The sequence below is a fragment of the Serratia sp. LACPHL-BACT-2024-00286 genome (assembly GCF_043109535.1).
GTDB classification, from domain to species: domain Bacteria; phylum Pseudomonadota; class Gammaproteobacteria; order Enterobacterales; family Enterobacteriaceae; genus Serratia; species Serratia sarumanii.
The window spans coordinates 16,110-30,420 of sequence record NZ_JBICNA010000012.1 but is presented as its reverse complement, the minus strand read 5'-3'; the positions used below and the strand labels follow the sequence as shown (position 1 = coordinate 30,420).

12 protein-coding genes are annotated in these 14,311 nt (G+C 61.4%); 2 read left to right on the top strand and 10 right to left on the bottom strand.

The window, feature by feature from the left end; all coding sequences use genetic code 11:
* Nucleotides 1-79: 79 nt before the first annotated feature.
* From ridA to argF, 5 genes are all read right to left on the bottom strand, one after another.
* A complete protein-coding gene (gene ridA / locus ACF8MC_RS24150) occupies nt 80-466 on the bottom strand; it encodes a 2-iminobutanoate/2-iminopropanoate deaminase (RefSeq protein ID WP_060422669.1) in 387 nt (128 codons plus the stop codon).
* 157 nt (nt 467-623) lie between these two features.
* Complete coding sequence (pyrI, locus tag ACF8MC_RS24145) at nt 624-1,088, bottom strand: aspartate carbamoyltransferase regulatory subunit (protein ID WP_033636863.1); 465 nt, start codon at nt 1,086-1,088, stop codon at nt 624-626.
* A gap of 12 nt (nt 1,089-1,100) precedes the next feature.
* Nucleotides 1,101-2,036, bottom strand: a complete 936-nt coding sequence (gene pyrB, locus ACF8MC_RS24140) for an aspartate carbamoyltransferase (RefSeq protein WP_033636864.1) — start codon at nt 2,034-2,036, stop codon at nt 1,101-1,103.
* A 298-nt stretch (nt 2,037-2,334) separates the two neighbouring features.
* On the bottom strand, nt 2,335-3,903 hold the full coding sequence (locus tag ACF8MC_RS24135; RefSeq protein ID WP_103799023.1) for an ABC transporter substrate-binding protein: 1,569 nt from the start codon (nt 3,901-3,903) through the stop codon (nt 2,335-2,337).
* Nucleotides 3,904-4,098: 195 nt separating this feature from the next.
* Nucleotides 4,099-5,118, bottom strand: coding sequence for an ornithine carbamoyltransferase (gene argF / locus ACF8MC_RS24130; RefSeq protein WP_164105418.1), 1,020 nt, complete (start codon nt 5,116-5,118; stop codon nt 4,099-4,101).
* Nucleotides 5,119-5,280: 162 nt separating this feature from the next.
* On the opposite strand from argF, the gene rraB reads away from it, so the two are divergent.
* Nucleotides 5,281-5,706, top strand: a complete 426-nt coding sequence (rraB, locus tag ACF8MC_RS24125) for a ribonuclease E inhibitor RraB (protein ID WP_025305115.1) — start codon at nt 5,281-5,283, stop codon at nt 5,704-5,706.
* A gap of 180 nt (nt 5,707-5,886) precedes the next feature.
* A complete protein-coding gene (miaE, locus tag ACF8MC_RS24120) occupies nt 5,887-6,651 on the top strand; it encodes a tRNA isopentenyl-2-thiomethyl-A-37 hydroxylase MiaE (protein WP_015376459.1) in 765 nt (254 codons plus the stop codon).
* 15 nt (nt 6,652-6,666) lie between these two features.
* Here miaE and ACF8MC_RS24115 read toward each other — a convergent pair whose 3' ends face one another.
* The 5 genes from ACF8MC_RS24115 to pepA form a co-directional block, all read right to left on the bottom strand.
* Nucleotides 6,667-8,274: a GMC family oxidoreductase gene (locus ACF8MC_RS24115; RefSeq protein WP_033636871.1), complete on the bottom strand. Its 1,608-nt coding sequence runs from the start codon at nt 8,272-8,274 to the stop codon at nt 6,667-6,669.
* 226 nt (nt 8,275-8,500) lie between these two features.
* The gene (locus ACF8MC_RS24110) at nt 8,501-9,004 is read right to left on the bottom strand and encodes a GNAT family N-acetyltransferase (RefSeq protein ID WP_046688129.1); all 504 of its coding nucleotides are present in this window, start codon (nt 9,002-9,004) and stop codon (nt 8,501-8,503) included.
* Between the two features lie 200 nt (nt 9,005-9,204).
* Nucleotides 9,205-12,081, bottom strand: coding sequence for a valine--tRNA ligase (locus ACF8MC_RS24105; RefSeq protein ID WP_164105416.1), 2,877 nt, complete (start codon nt 12,079-12,081; stop codon nt 9,205-9,207).
* Between the two features lie 12 nt (nt 12,082-12,093).
* Entirely contained in the window at nt 12,094-12,543 is a 450-nt protein-coding gene (locus ACF8MC_RS24100) for a DNA polymerase III subunit chi (RefSeq protein ID WP_033631663.1), read from the bottom strand.
* An 84-nt stretch (nt 12,544-12,627) separates the two neighbouring features.
* On the bottom strand, nt 12,628-14,139 hold the full coding sequence (pepA, locus tag ACF8MC_RS24095; protein ID WP_033636874.1) for a leucyl aminopeptidase: 1,512 nt from the start codon (nt 14,137-14,139) through the stop codon (nt 12,628-12,630).
* Nucleotides 14,140-14,311 lie beyond the last annotated feature (172 nt).

Genomic DNA, 14,311 nt, shown 5'->3' with positions numbered 1-14,311 from the left:
TATAAATTAATTGGATTAATAAAATTCTTACCAATAAAAACGGCCAGCCGAAGCTGACCGTCATTCGCGTGCGTGTCGATTAACGACGCACGGCGATGGCTTCGATTTCGATCTTCACGTCTTTCGGCAGACGCGCCACTTCCACGCAGGAGCGGGCCGGGAACGGCGCGCTGTGCTCGGTGAAGAAGGTTTCGTACGCGGCGTTAACGGTGGCGAAGTCGTTCAGATCTTTCACGAACACGGTGGTTTTCACGATGTCGGCAACGCTCAGGCCGGCGGCTTCGACGATCGCTTTGACGTTTTCCAGCGACTGGCGTGCCTGAGCGGCCACGTCGTCGGCGACGGCGCCGGTTTTCGGATCGACCGGGATCTGGCCGGAAGTGATGATCATGCTGCCCAGATCAACGCCCTGCACGTAAGGACCAATGGCTGCCGGGGCGAGTTCAGTGCTGATATTACGTGACATGTTTTCTCCTGATAGACCCGTTGTCTTTCACGCCGCCGCGCGGTCGGCCGCAGCTTGAAATTCGGTGGGTAGCAACGTGGGTAGAGTTATTTTCAGGCACCCATTATAGGGAGTGACGCGCAGATTAACAGCGCCGCTCCCGTTAAAAGGGCAGAATTCAGTCGGCCTGCAACACCACCTGATGCTCGAACTCTTTCTCGCAATAGCGGCACTTCAGGTGCACTTCGCCGTCGCGCGGCTTCACGCTGAAGCTCGACGCCACCGGCTCGCTGCGGCTGATGCAGTTGCTGTTCGGGCAGGTCAGCACCCCGTCGATGTGGTCAGGCAGGCTGAGGGTCAGCTTGCGCACCACTTCGTAGTTATCGATGCGGTTTACCGTGGCCTTCGGCGCGTACATCGCCAGCTGGTTGGCCTGCTGCTCGGTCAGGAAGGTGTTCTCGATCTTGATCAGATCCTTGCGGCCCAGCGCGTTGGAGGGCAGGTTCAGGCCAATGGTGATGCGCTGGTCGGTGGCGGTCAGTTTGAACAGCGTCAGCAGTTTGAAACCGATCTGCGCCGGAATGTGGTCGATCACCGTGCCGCATTTGATCGCTTCGACCTGCAGTTTGTTGTCGTGAGTCATGGCGGTTCCCCCTTAAAGAGCCAAATCTGCGTTAAGCACCAGCGCCAGCAGCGCCTGGCGGGCGAAGATGCCGTTGCCCGCCTGCTGGAAGTAGTAGGCATGCGGCGTTTTATCCACGTCGGTGGCGATCTCGTCGATGCGCGGCAGCGGGTGCAGCACCTTGAGGTTGGCGCGCGCGCCGGCCAGATCCGCGGCGCGCAGCACGAACTGCGCTTTCACGTTGGCGTACTCGGAAGGATCGAGGCGCTCTTTCTGTACCCGGGTCATGTAGAGAATATCCAGTTCCGGCACCACTTCTTCAATGCTGCTGTGCAGGCTGTACTCGATGCCTTTCTCTTCCAGCATTTTCAGGATGTAGGCCGGCATCGCCAGCGCGTCCGGGGCGATGAAGTAGAAGCGGTTGCCTTCGAACTTGGCCAGCGCCTGGGTGAGCGAGTGTACGGTGCGGCCGTACTTCAGGTCGCCGACCATGGCGATGCTGAGGTTGCTCAGGCGGCCCTGGGTTTCCTGGATGGTGAACAGATCCAGCAGGGTTTGGGTCGGGTGCTGGTTGGCGCCGTCGCCGGCGTTGAGCACCGGCACATTGCCGGAGAATTCAGCGGCCATGCGCGCCGCGCCTTCCTGCGGGTGACGCATCACGATGGCGTCCACGTAGGTGCTGATCACCGAGATAGTGTCGGCCAGGGTTTCGCCTTTCTTACCGAGCGAAGTGTTGCTGCCGTCGGCGAAACCGACTACCGAGGCGCCGAGGCGGTGCATCGAGGTCTCGAACGACAGGCGGGTACGGGTCGAGGCTTCGAAGAAGCAGCTGGCGATCACCTTGTGTTTCAACAGTTCCGGCTGCGGATTGGCTTTCAGACCGGCGGCGGTGCGCAGCACCAGCTCCAGATCCTCGCGGCTGAGATCGTTAATAGAGATGATGTGTTTGTGATACAGCGGGTTGGCCATTTTTCACTCCTCCTCGACGCGTGCCCGTGGCGCGGGACTTTTCGATATTCTCAAGGCAAAAAAAAGCCCCTCAATGAGGGGCTTGAAACGATCGGTTTAGCAACAGGAGAAACAACGGCAGCTGGCCGCCGATAGGCAGTCGGTTTTGTCGATTGCGGCTAACAAAACAAACGTCGTTTTTCATACTTTCTCCTGGCAAATTGTGGCGCATTATACTCGCGCTTTTCGCCACTGCAAGCGTTAAAACGCCGTTTTTTGCCGCCCCGCAATCGATTGGCCGGCGATGGGCACACGCCGGCTATTTGCTGACGCGATCGTAGTAGACCATGTCGGCGTTCAGCCCCTGCTGGTAGCCTTTGACGTTGTCGCGCAGCACCACTTCGGTTTTGGCCTGATCGATAAACACGTACGGCGAACTGCGCTGCAGTTCCTGCTGCATGGCGGTGTACAGCGCGCGGCGCTTGGCCGGATCGGCTTCGGCCAGCGCCGCCAGCGTCTGCTGGTTCAACTGCGGGATCTGCCAGCCGTTCAGCCCGGCCACCGTGCTGCTTTTGCCGTCGTTGTAGGCGAAGGCGCTGGCGTTGGAGTGGGCGTCGAAATAATCCGGGATCCACAGGCGGATCGCCGCCTGATGCTGCCTGGCGCGCACGCGGGAGTAAACCTGGCTGCCCGCCGCCGGCAGCAGCTCTACCTTCACGCCGGCGGCTGCGAAGCTGCCCTGCAGCGCCTGCGCGATGGTGATGAACGGCGGCTTGTTCTCTACGTCCAGCGTAAAGGTGGCGTGGGTGATGCCCGCCTTGGCCAGGATGGCTTTCGCCTTGGCCGGATCGTAGCTGAACGGGTTGGTCTCCAGCGCGCCCGGCAGCCCGACCGGCAGGAAACTCTGGTGCACGAAGTATTGGCCCTTCAGCAGATCCTTCGTGATGCCCTGATAATCCACCAGATAGCGCGCCGCTTCCCAGAAGGCCGGGTTGTTCAGCAGCGGATTGGCGCCGTTGCCGGTGTTGAACACCAGGTAGTTTTGTTCGGCGGACGGGATCTCCAGCACCTTGACGCCCGGCTGGTTTTTCAGCGTGTCGGTCTGATCGGCGCCCAGTTCGCGGGCGATATCGGCGTCGCCCTGCTGGATCAGCAGGCGGCGGGTGGCCGGATCCGGCACGTTTTTAATGATGATGTTTTTCAGCTGCGGCTTGTCGCCCGGCGTGGTGGGGTTGGCGTCCAGCACGATCGCCTGATGCGGCTGATAGACGCGCATCTTGAACGGGCCGCTGCCGGCGGAGTGCATTTTCAGCCAGGCGTTGCCGAAGTCGCCGTCTTTGACGTTGGCGAGCGCCGCCTTGCTGTCGACGATCGAAGCGATCGGCGTCGAAAGAATATTCAGCGCCACCGCCGGGCTGACGTCCGCCGTCCAGCGCAGCTGCACGGTATGTTCGTCGATCTTCTTCAACTGCGCGTCGATGTTGTCCGGCTGCCAGCCGAGCACGTTGAGGATGAACGCCGGCGACTTGTTCATCTTGACCGCGCGGCTGTAGGAAAAGATCACGTCGTCGGCGGTCAGCGGGTTGCCGGAGGCGAACGCCGCCTGCGGCCGCAGTTTCACCGTCAGCGTTTTGGCCGCCGCATCGCTCTGCCAGCTTTCCGCCAGCACCGGCGCTACCTTGGCCGGATCGTCGCGATCCGCCTGCACCAGCCGCTGATACAGGCTGGGCACCGTCTGGATGCTGGAGAGTTCGTTGGCTTCCGCCGGATCGAGGCTGACGATGTCATCCAGCGATTGCACCACCACCAGCGTATTCGGCGGCGTGGCGGCTAACGCGGCGGCGGGCAGGGCGGCGAGCAGGAACAGCGGCAAGAGTTTGGCTTTCATCGGTGTGTATCCCCTGAAGGCGCCGCCAGGCGGCGCTGAGAACGGTTTGTTATCGTTGGTTTTTACGGCGCGGGCGCCGTCGGCCTGTCACGGTAGAGCCTTTGCCGGCGGTGAGCAAAGGTCAATCCGCTATTTGATATTCCTGGAATATATTAGCCGCCCTGGCCGGGGGCGCCAGGGCGGAGGGGAGGGCGGTCAGAGGGTTTCGCTCAGGGTGGCGACCAGCACCGCCTTGATGGTGTGCAGCCGGTTTTCCGCCTGATCGAACACCACGCTGTGCGCCGACTCGAACACTTCGTCGGTCACTTCCATGCCGCCGTGCAGATCGTACTGCTGCGCCATCTGCTTGCCGAGCGTGGTTTGATCGTCGTGGAACGCTGGCAGGCAGTGCAGGAACTTCACGTTCGGGTTGCCGGTCAGCTTCAGCATCGCCATGTTGACCTGATACGGCCGCAGCAGCGCGATACGCTCCTGCCAGGTCTCTTTCGGTTCGCCCATCGACACCCACACGTCGGTGTAGAGGAAGTCGGCGTCTTGCACCCCTTCGGCGATGTCTTCGGTCAGGGTGAGTTTCGCGCCGGTTTGCTGCGCCAGCGCCTGGCACTCGGCCACCAGCTCCGGCTGCGGCCAGCAGGCCTTAGGCGCCACCAGCCGCAGATCCATGCCCGCCAGCGCGGCGGCTTCCAGCAGCGTGTTGCCCATGTTGTTGCGCGCGTCGCCGACGTACGCCAGCTTCACTTCACTCAGCGCCTTGCCCGGCAGGTGTTCCTGCACGGTGAGCAGGTCCGCCAGCAATTGGGTAGGGTGAAACTCGTCGGTTAGGCCGTTCCACACTGGCACGCCGGCGTGTTCCGCCAGGGTTTCCACCAGCGCCTGGCCGTAGCCGCGATACTGAATACCGTCGTACAGGCGGCCCAGCACCCGGGCGGTGTCTTTCATCGACTCCTTATGGCCGATCTGGCTGCCGCTCGGGCCGAGGTAAGTGACCTGCGCGCCCTGATCGAATGCGGCAACTTCGAAAGAGCATCGCGTGCGGGTCGAGTCTTTTTCGAAGATGAGCGCAATGTTTTTGCCCTGCAGCCGGCGCTGTTCCTGCCCCTGCTTCTTGGCCTGCTTCAGATCGGCCGCCAGTTTCAGCAGCGCCTGCAGCTCGGTGGGGGTGAAATCCATTAACCTCAGAAAGTGACGTTGGTAGAACGCATTGCCGGTGCTCATAGTCCGATTCCCTGATTGCTTAATTGAATTAAAATTCACTTTATATGTATGAATATTCAAATTCAACCCCAGCGAGGAAATCTTTCACGTTTATCGTGGAAGCAATGTCGGCGGTGTGTGAAAATAGAAGGAATGAAGGCCATTTGACTTGAGGATATAGGCATGGCAAACCGCGAATTGCTGGAAGAACAACGTGAAGAGACCCGCCTGATCATCGAAGAACTGCTGGAAGACGGCAGCGATCCGGACGCGCTCTACACCATCGAGCACCATCTGTCCGCCGAGAAATTTGAGGTTCTGGAGCAGGCCGCCGTTGAAGCCTTCAAGCTGGGCTACGAAGTGACCGACGCCGAAGAGCTGGAAGTGGAAGACGGTTCGATGGTGATGTGCTGCGACGTGATCAGCGAAGTCGGCCTGAACGCAGAGCTGATCGACGCTCAGGTAGAACAGCTGGTGGCGCTGGCGGAACGCTGCGGCGTCAATTACGACGGCTGGGGCACCTACTTCGAAGATCCGAACGGTGAAGACGGTGAGGATGACGAAGACGGCGACTACATCGACGAAGACGACGACGGTAAACGCCACTAATCCCTCTCCAATCAATACCTGTGGGCCGGTTCTCGCCGGCCCCTGATATCCCCGTCGTCTTTCAAGCTGCAGCGTTGTTGGCTGCACTCCCTCACCCCAGTCACTTACCTAAGTAAGCTCCTGGGGATGAGTGAGCTGGCCGCCTAGCTGCAACTTGAAATACATAGGGCAATTAAGCCGATGACATACCAATCCCTGTTAGCCCCGATTTTAAGCTTCCTGCACTGTGAAACGCCCGACGCCTGGATCGACGCCGCGCGCCGTCCGGAAAACCTGCAGCTGTTGCTGACCGACCACCTGGTGTGCGAGCTGAAAGCCGCGCAGACCGGCATGTGGCTGATCCGCCGCTACGTGGCGGACAAAGAGAGCGGCGACGCGCTGTTGGCGCTGCTGCGCCCTTACGAGGCGTTTCTGCACGAAGCGCAGGGCGCGCCGGACACGCTGTTTCGTCAGGGCCAGTTCACCCGCAAGATCCTGCCGAAAAACGGCTCGGCCTACGGCCAGGATCTGGCGGATCGCATGGTGCTGTTGATCAAGGAAGAGCTGCATCACTTCTCGCAGGTGCTGGAGATCATGCAGGCGCGCGGGATCCCGTATCGCAAGATCACCGCCAGCCGCTACGCCAAGGGGATGATCCGCGAGATCCGCACTCACGATCCGGCGACGCTGATCGACAAACTGATCTGCGGCGCTTACATCGAAGCGCGATCCTGCGAACGCTTCGCCAAACTGGCGCCGCACCTGGACGACGAGCTGAACCGCTTTTACGTCTCGCTGCTGCGCTCCGAAGCGCGCCATTATCAGGACTACCTGACGCTGGCGGAACAGATCGCCGGCGGCGACATCAGCGAACGGGTGGCGCATTTCGGCCGTCTCGAAGCTGAACTGATCCTGTCGCCGGACAGCGAGCTGCGTTTCCACAGCGGCGTGCCCGCCGCCGCCTGACGTTGAGGCGCGCCCTTACTGCGGCGCGCCCAGCAACAGATCCACCGCCTTTTCCGCCAGCATGATGGTCGGCGCATTGGTGTTGCCGCTGGTGAGCTGCGGCATCACCGAGCAGTCGATCACCCGCAACTGCTCAAATCCGTGCACCCGCAGCTGCGGATCGGTCACCGCGTCCTGCGGCGACGGCCCCATGCGGCAGCTGCCCACCGGGTGATACACCGTCTTGCAGAAGTTGCGCACGAACTCTTCCAGCTGCGCTTCGTCGCGCGTCCACTCCGGCTGCGGCATCAGCAGATCCTTGATCAGCGGCTTCAGCGCCGCGGTTTGCAGGAAGCCCAGGCCGAACTTCACCGCGCGCACGCTGCCGGCCAGATCGTCCGGGTGGCCGAGGTAGTTGGCGTGCAGCTTGACCGGATCGTGCGGGTTGCTGCTGCGCAGCAGCACTTCGCCGCGCGCCTTCGGCTGCAGGTAGCCGACCTTGAGCGTGAAGCCGTGAATGTTCGGCAGCGGCTCGCCGGGCACGTCGTCCCAGCTGTCCAGCAGCGGCAGGAAGTGGATCTGCACGTCCGGCCGGCCGTCGCCCTGGCTGTCGGTGAAGGCGGCGCCTTCCAGCACGTTGGACGAGAGCACGCCGCTGCGAAACGCCAGCCACTGCGCGCCGTGGCTCAGCGCCTGCAGGCCGCGATCGGCGCCGAACAGGCTGATCGGCTCGCGGGTGCTGACGTTGATCGACATGTGCAGATGGTCGTGGAAGTTTTTACCCACCGGCAGATCCGCCCGCACCTCGATGCCCAGCTGCTGCAGGTGGTCGCGCGGGCCGATGCCGGACAGCATCAGCAGCTTCGGCGAACCGACCGCGCCGGCGCTGACGATCACCTCTTTGGTGGCGCGCGCGGTCACTTCCGCGCCGCCGTTCTGGCTGTAGACCACGCCGGTGGCGACGTTGCCCTCGAAGGTCAGCCGATGCGCCAGGGCGTTCAGTTTCACCACCAGCCGCCGTTCGTCGCGCACCGCCTTCAGGTAGGTGCGGGCGGTGCTGGCGCGTTCGCCGTTGTGGGTGGTGGTTTGGTAGAAACCGACGCCGTGCTGGCTGTCGCCGTTGAAGTCGTTGCGGTAGGGCAGGTTCAGCTCCTGGCCGGCGCGGATAAACGCCATGCTGAGCGGGTGGCGGTAGCGGTTTTCGCTGACCGGCAGCAGCCCGTCGGCGCCGTGGTAGTCGTCCGACAGGCTTTCGTTGGCCTCGGCGCGTTTGAAATAGGGCAGCACCTCCCGGTAGCTCCATCCGGTACAGCCATAGCGCTCGGCCCAGTCGTCGTAGTCCTGCGGCTGGCCGCGCAGGTAGATCATGCCGTTGACCGAACTGCTGCCGCCCAGCACCTTGCCCTGCGCGATCTGCATGCGGCGGTTGTTGGCGTGCGGTTCCGGCTCCGTCTCGTAGGGCCAGCTCTTTTTGGCGATGATCTTGGCCACGCCGGCCGGCATCTTGATGAACAGGTTATTGTCGTCGCCGCCGGCTTCCAGCAGCAGCACCCGCGCCTGGGTGCGGCGGATCAGCTGCGCCGCCAGCACGCAGCCGGCGGAACCGGCGCCGACGATGATGTAATCAAAGGTATTTTCCGACATGACAGCTCTCCGTGCGCGATTGGGATACTGGCAGAGTAACGCGGGGGAAAAAGCGGTCAATTTGCGATCGTTAATTTATTAACGAACTTCACATTAAATTTACATCGTGGTTTTTAACGTCAGTTTATCTGCTTGAAATACGGCGTTATAGCGAGTTTTACTGATTGATTGCGATATTAATAAAAAAGGCGCAGCAAGCTGCGCCCTGATGGGAAGGCGGGGGCGATTACAGCGTTTTCAGCATGGTGACTTCGCAATCGACGTGGCCGGTAGCGCCCATCGCGTGGTCGATGTGTTCGAAGCCCAGATGTTCGTACAGCGCAACGGCCTGCGTCAGGCTGGCGGTGGTCTCGAGGTAACAACAGCGGAAGCCGTGCCGGCGGGCGAAATCCAGCGCCTGCAGCGCCAGGCGTTTCGCCAATCCCTTGCCGCGCAACACCGGCAGGAAATACATCTTCTGCAATTCGCATATATCGTCTGCGCCGCCCTGCAGCGGCGCGATGCCGCCGCCGCCGGCGACCTTGCCGTCTACCTCGATCACCCAGTAAGCGCTGCGCGGCAGGCTGTAGAGCTGATACAGGGCGTCCAGATTGGGATCGGAGACGGTATAGCCTTTATCCGCCGTCAGGCCGTGCTCGGCGGAGACTTCGCGAATGACGTGAGCAATGGCGGCATTGTCTTCCGCCGTGATGGGGCGCACCAGCAGGCGCGCCGGGGTTGCTGTTGTCATGTTTACACTCGCCATTGAAAGAGACCACGTTCGTTTTTCGTTTTTATCGCAGCACGAAACGCGCCGGGAGTTATTTCCCAGCGGCGTCCCTGCAGCAGTAATATCTTGTAATAACACCTAACCCGGCCCGGATGCAACGGCGATAAAAAAACAGCGGGGAAGACCCCGCTGTTTTTCAGGCGTTGGCGTGAGCCGGTGGATTACAGCGCGGCGATGGTCGCCTGCTGTTCCTGCAGCTTCACTTTGCCTTCTTTGCAGGCCGTCAGACGATCGCGTTCTTTGGCGACCACCGCTTCCGGCGCGCGCGCCACGAAGCCTTCGTTCGCCAGCTTGCCTTCGATCGCGGCGATTTCCGCATCCAGTTTGCCCATCTCTTTCGCCAGACGCGCGATCTCGGCGTCTTTGTCGATGAAACCGGCCATCGGGATCAGCAGCTCGGCGCCGTCCACCAGCTTGGTGACGGAGACCGGGCCTTTCTCACCGGCCGGCAGCAGCGCGATGGATTCCAGGCGCGCCAGACGGGCGATAAAGCTTTGGTTCTCCTGCACGCGGCGCTGGGCGTCGGCGCTACAGTTGCGCAGCAGCACGTCGAGCGCTTTGCTTGGCGCGATGTTCATCTCGGCGCGGATGTTGCGCACGGCGATGATGGTTTGCTTGATCCACTCCAGATCGTTCAGCGCCTGCTCGTCTTCCAGCGCGGCGTCGTAGGCCGGGAACGGCTGCAGCATGATGGTGTCTGCGGTCGTGCCGGTCAGCGGCTTCACGCGCTGCCAGATGGTTTCGGTGATAAACGGAATGATCGGGTGCGCCAGGCGCAGCAGCGCTTCCAGCACGGTGATCAGCGTGTGGCGGGTGCCGCGCTGTTCCGCTTCGCTGCCGTTGCTCACCACCGGCTTGGTCAGCTCCAGATACCAGTCGCAGAACTGGTTCCAGGTGAATTCGTACAGGATGTTGGCCGCCAGATCGAAGCGGTAGGTATCCAGCGCTTCGCGGTAGGCTTTCACCGTGCGGTTGAATTCGGCCAGGATCCAGCGATCCGCCAGCGACAGCACTTTCTCGCCGCCGTTGAAGCCGCAGTCGTGCGCTTCGGTGTTCATCAGCACGAAGCGGCTGGCGTTCCACAGCTTGTTACAGAAGTTGCGGTAGCCTTCCAGGCGCTTCATGTCCCAGTTGATGTCGCGGCCGGTCGAAGCCAGCGCCGCCAGGGTGAAGCGCAGGGCGTCGGTGCCGTGCGGCTCGATGCCGTTCGGGAACTGCTTCTCGGTGCGCTTGCGGATTTTCTCCGCCAGCTGTGGCTGCATCATGTTGCCGGTGCGTTTTTCCAGCAGATCTTCCAGCGAGATGCCGTCGACCATGTCCAGCGGGTCGATCACGTTGCCTTTCGACTTGGACATCTTCTGGCCTTCGTCGTCGCGGATAAGACCGGTCATGTAGACGGTCTTGAACGGCACCTGCGGCTTGCCGTTTTCATCCTTGATGAAGTGCATGGTCAGCATGATCATGCGCGCGATCCAGAAGAAGATGATGTCGAAGCCGCTGACCATCACGCTGGTCGGGTGGAAGGTTTTCAGCGCCTCGGTCTGCTCCGGCCAGCCCAGGGTAGAGAAGGTCCACAGGCCGGACGAGAACCAGGTGTCCAGCACGTCTTCGTCCTGGGTCAGCACCACGTCGGCGCCCAGGTTGTTCTCGCTGCGCACTTCTTCTTCGCTGCGGCCCACGTAGACTTTGCCGTTCACGTCGTACCAGGCCGGGATGCGGTGGCCCCACCACAGCTGACGCGAGATGCACCAGTCCTGAATGTCGCGCATCCAGCTGAAGTACATGTTTTCGTACTGCTTCGGCACGAACTGGATTTCGCCCTGTTCGACCGCTTCCACCGCCACTTTGGCCAGCGGCGCGGTGCGCACGTACCATTGGTCGGTCAGCATCGGCTCGATCACCACGCCGCCGCGGTCGCCGTAAGGCACCGTCAGGTCGTGCGGTTTGATCTCGTCCAGCAGGCCCAGATTATCGAAGGCGGCAACCACCGCTTTACGCGCCGCGAAGCGCTCCAGGCCGCGGAACTCGGCCGGGATTTCGTTGCAGTAGTCGGTGCAGACTTCACCCAGGGTGTTGAACACTTCCGCTTCCTGACGGATGTCGCCGTCGAAGGTCAGAATGTTGATCATCGGCAGGCCGTGGCGTTTGCCGACTTCGTAGTCGTTGAAATCGTGCGCCGGGGTGATCTTCACGCAGCCGGTGCCTTTTTCCATATCGGCGTGTTCGTCGCCGACGATGCGGATGCGGCGGCCGACCAGCGGCAGAATGATCTCTTTGCCGATCAGGTCTTTATAGCGCGGATCTTCCGGGTTGACCGCCACGCCGGTATCGCCCAGCACGGTTTCCGGACGGGTGGTGGCGACCACCAGGTAGTCTTTGCCCTCGGCGGTTTTCGCGCCGTCGGCCAGCGGGTAGCGCAGGTGCCACATGGAACCTTTGGATTCGCGGTTTTCCACTTCCAGATCGGAGATGGCGGTGCGCAGCTTCGGATCCCAGTTCACCAGGCGCTTGCCGCGGTAGATCAGGTCTTCTTTGTGCAGACGGACAAACACTTCGCGCACCGCGTTCGACAGGCCTTCGTCCATGGTGAAGCGCTCGCGCTCCCAGTCCACGGAGTTACCCAGACGGCGCATCTGGCGGGTGATGGTGCCGCCGGACTCCGCCTTCCACTGCCAGATTTTGTCGATAAACGCGTCACGGCCGTAGTCGTGGCGGGTTTTGCCTTCTTCCGCGGCGATCTTGCGCTCCACCACCATCTGGGTGGCGATGCCGGCGTGGTCGGTGCCCGCCTGCCACAGGGTGTTTTTACCCTGCATGCGCTGATAGCGAATCATGGTGTCCATGATGGTCTGCTGGAACGCGTGGCCCATGTGCAGGCTGCCGGTGACGTTCGGCGGCGGGATCATGATGCAGAAGCTTTCCTGGCTGGTGTCGCCGTTCGGCTTGAAGTAACCCTGATTCTCCCAATGATCGTACAGCTTCTGTTCGATCTGTTTTGGGTCGTATGCGGTGTCGAGCTGACTGTTTGTCTTTTCCATTCTTTATCGTATTCAGTGAGTTGGCGGCGTAGCCGTGGTCAAATGGAAGCCGACGCTGCGATAGGCCTTGTAACGGTCGCGCGCCAACTGTTTCAGAGTGTCTTCGTAAGGAACGAAGTCTACCACTTCATGGAAAGCGGTAGCAAAATCGGCAAACTGCGGCAGCAGGGCGATCAGCAGATCGCGCGGGGCGTTGCCGCGCTTGCCGGGCCAGCACAGTTCCACCGGCGCGCCGTAGTGCGGCCCTTCGCCGGCCAGGTTGTGCGGCACGAATTCATGCGGCTCGCGCTGCCATAGCGCTTCGTCCAGCCGCTGGGCCTGCTCCTGGCTCTCGCAGGCGATCAGCACCCGTTTGCCGGAACGGAAGCCGTTGGCGGCAACGGCGCAGGCCACGGCCTCATGGGCGCTGAGCGCGCCTGACGGTTCCGCGTTGTCGAGCAAATAAAACGTCGCCTGTTTCATTAAGGATCCACCGCTGCCGATAAAAAAATGTAGGGGCACAGCATGCTGTGCCCCTTGGGATTATACCTGAATTACCGCTCAGATTTAATCGTCGCCGTTCAGGCCTGCGCGGTTCAATAGGAACTGCGACAGCAGCGCCACCGGGCGGCCGGTCGCGCCCTTGGCTTTACCGGAGCGCCAGGCGGTGCCGGCGATATCCAGGTGCGCCCAGGTGTACTTGCGGGTGAAGCGCGACAGGAAGCAGGCGGCGGTGATGGCGCCGCCAGGGCGGCCACCGATGTTCGCCATGTCGGCGAAGTTGGAGTCCAACTGTTCGTAGTACTCGTCGGCCATCGGCAGGCGCCAGGCGCGGTCGCCGGCCTGCTCGGAAGCGCCCAGCAGTTCGTGCGCCAGCGGGTTGTGGTTCGACATCAGGCCGGTGATGTGGTGGCCCAAGGCGATCACGCAGGCGCCGGTCAGGGTGGCGATGTCGATCACCAGCTCCGGCTCGAAGCGCTCGACGTAGGTCAGGGTGTCGCACAGCACCAGGCGGCCTTCGGCGTCGGTGTTCAGCACCTCGACGGTCTGGCCGGACATGGTGGTCAGCACGTCGCCCGGACGGTACGCCCGGCCGCCCGGCATGTTTTCACAGCCGGCCAGCACGCCGATCACGTTCAGCGGCAGGTTCAGCTCCGCCACCACGCGCATCACGCCGTACACGGTCGCCGCGCCGCACATGTCGTATTTCATCTCGTCCATGCCGTCGGCCGGTTTGATCGAGATGCCGCCGGAGTCGAAGGTCAGCCCTTTGCCTACCAGCACGATCGGCTTAGCGTCCGGATTTGGGTTGCCCTTATATTCCATCACCGACATCAACGACTCGTTTTGCGAACCGGCGCCGACCGCCAGATAGGCGTTCATGCCCAGCTCTTTCATCTGCTGTTCGCCGATGACGCGGGTGGTGATGTGGGTGCTGAAGGCGTCCGCCAGCTGGCGGGCCTGCGAGGCCAGGTAGCCGGCGTTACAGATGTTCGGCGGCATGTTGCCGAGATCTTTGGCCGCCTTGATGCCGGAAGCCACCGCCAGGCCGTGCTGGATAGCGCGTTCGCCGCTGGTGAGCTCACGGCGGGTCGGCACGTTGAACACCATTTTGCGCAGCGGACGACGCGGCTCCACCTTGTTGCTTTTCAGCTGATCGAAGGTGTAGAGCGTCTCTTTGGCGGTTTCCACCGCCTGACGCACTTTCCAGTAGGTATTGCGGCCTTTTACATGCAGCTCGGTCAGGAAGCAGACCGCTTCCATCGAGCCGGTGTCGTTGAGGGTATTGATGGTTTTCTGGATCACCTGCTTGTATTGGCGCTCATCGAGCTCGCGCTCTTTGCCGCAGCCGATCAGCAGGATGCGCTCGGAGAGAATGTTGGGCACATGGTGCAGTAGCAGCGTCTGCCCGACCTTGCCTTCCAGTTCGCCACGGCGCAGCAATGCGCTGATATAACCATCACTGATTTTGTCGAGTTGTTCTGCGATAGGGGACAGGCGGCGCGGTTCGAAAACGCCGACTACAATACAGGCACTGCGCTGTTTTTCCGGGCTACCGCTTTTTACACTGAACTCCATGCACTCTCCTGAATCTTAAAGACAAAGGCGGACGCTACGGCTAGAATAACCGACTCCGTAACGATCTCCCGCCATTTGAGTTAACGGATTATGTTAACCTGAACGGCGTAAATTGCTCTGTTTTGGCGACTATAAGCAAGTTCCTATAGGACACCCAAACGGCTTGATGTTG

Coding starts and splice junctions, on each gene's coding strand:
- ACF8MC_RS24110 (WP_046688129.1), bottom strand. CDS start 9,004: ATGACAACAGCAACCCCGGCGCGCCTGCTGGTGCGCCCCATCACGGCG.
- argF (WP_164105418.1), bottom strand. CDS start 5,118: ATGAGCACCGGCAATGCGTTCTACCAACGTCACTTTCTGAGGTTAATG.
- miaE (WP_015376459.1), top strand. CDS start 5,887: ATGACATACCAATCCCTGTTAGCCCCGATTTTAAGCTTCCTGCACTGT.
- pyrI (WP_033636863.1), bottom strand. CDS start 1,088: ATGACTCACGACAACAAACTGCAGGTCGAAGCGATCAAATGCGGCACG.
- rraB (WP_025305115.1), top strand. CDS start 5,281: ATGGCAAACCGCGAATTGCTGGAAGAACAACGTGAAGAGACCCGCCTG.
- ACF8MC_RS24105 (WP_164105416.1), bottom strand. CDS start 12,081: ATGGAAAAGACAAACAGTCAGCTCGACACCGCATACGACCCAAAACAG.
- ridA (WP_060422669.1), bottom strand. CDS start 466: ATGTCACGTAATATCAGCACTGAACTCGCCCCGGCAGCCATTGGTCCT.
- pepA (WP_033636874.1), bottom strand. CDS start 14,139: ATGGAGTTCAGTGTAAAAAGCGGTAGCCCGGAAAAACAGCGCAGTGCC.
- pyrB (WP_033636864.1), bottom strand. CDS start 2,036: ATGGCCAACCCGCTGTATCACAAACACATCATCTCTATTAACGATCTC.
- ACF8MC_RS24100 (WP_033631663.1), bottom strand. CDS start 12,543: ATGAAACAGGCGACGTTTTATTTGCTCGACAACGCGGAACCGTCAGGC.
- ACF8MC_RS24135 (WP_103799023.1), bottom strand. CDS start 3,903: ATGAAAGCCAAACTCTTGCCGCTGTTCCTGCTCGCCGCCCTGCCCGCC.
- ACF8MC_RS24115 (WP_033636871.1), bottom strand. CDS start 8,274: ATGTCGGAAAATACCTTTGATTACATCATCGTCGGCGCCGGTTCCGCC.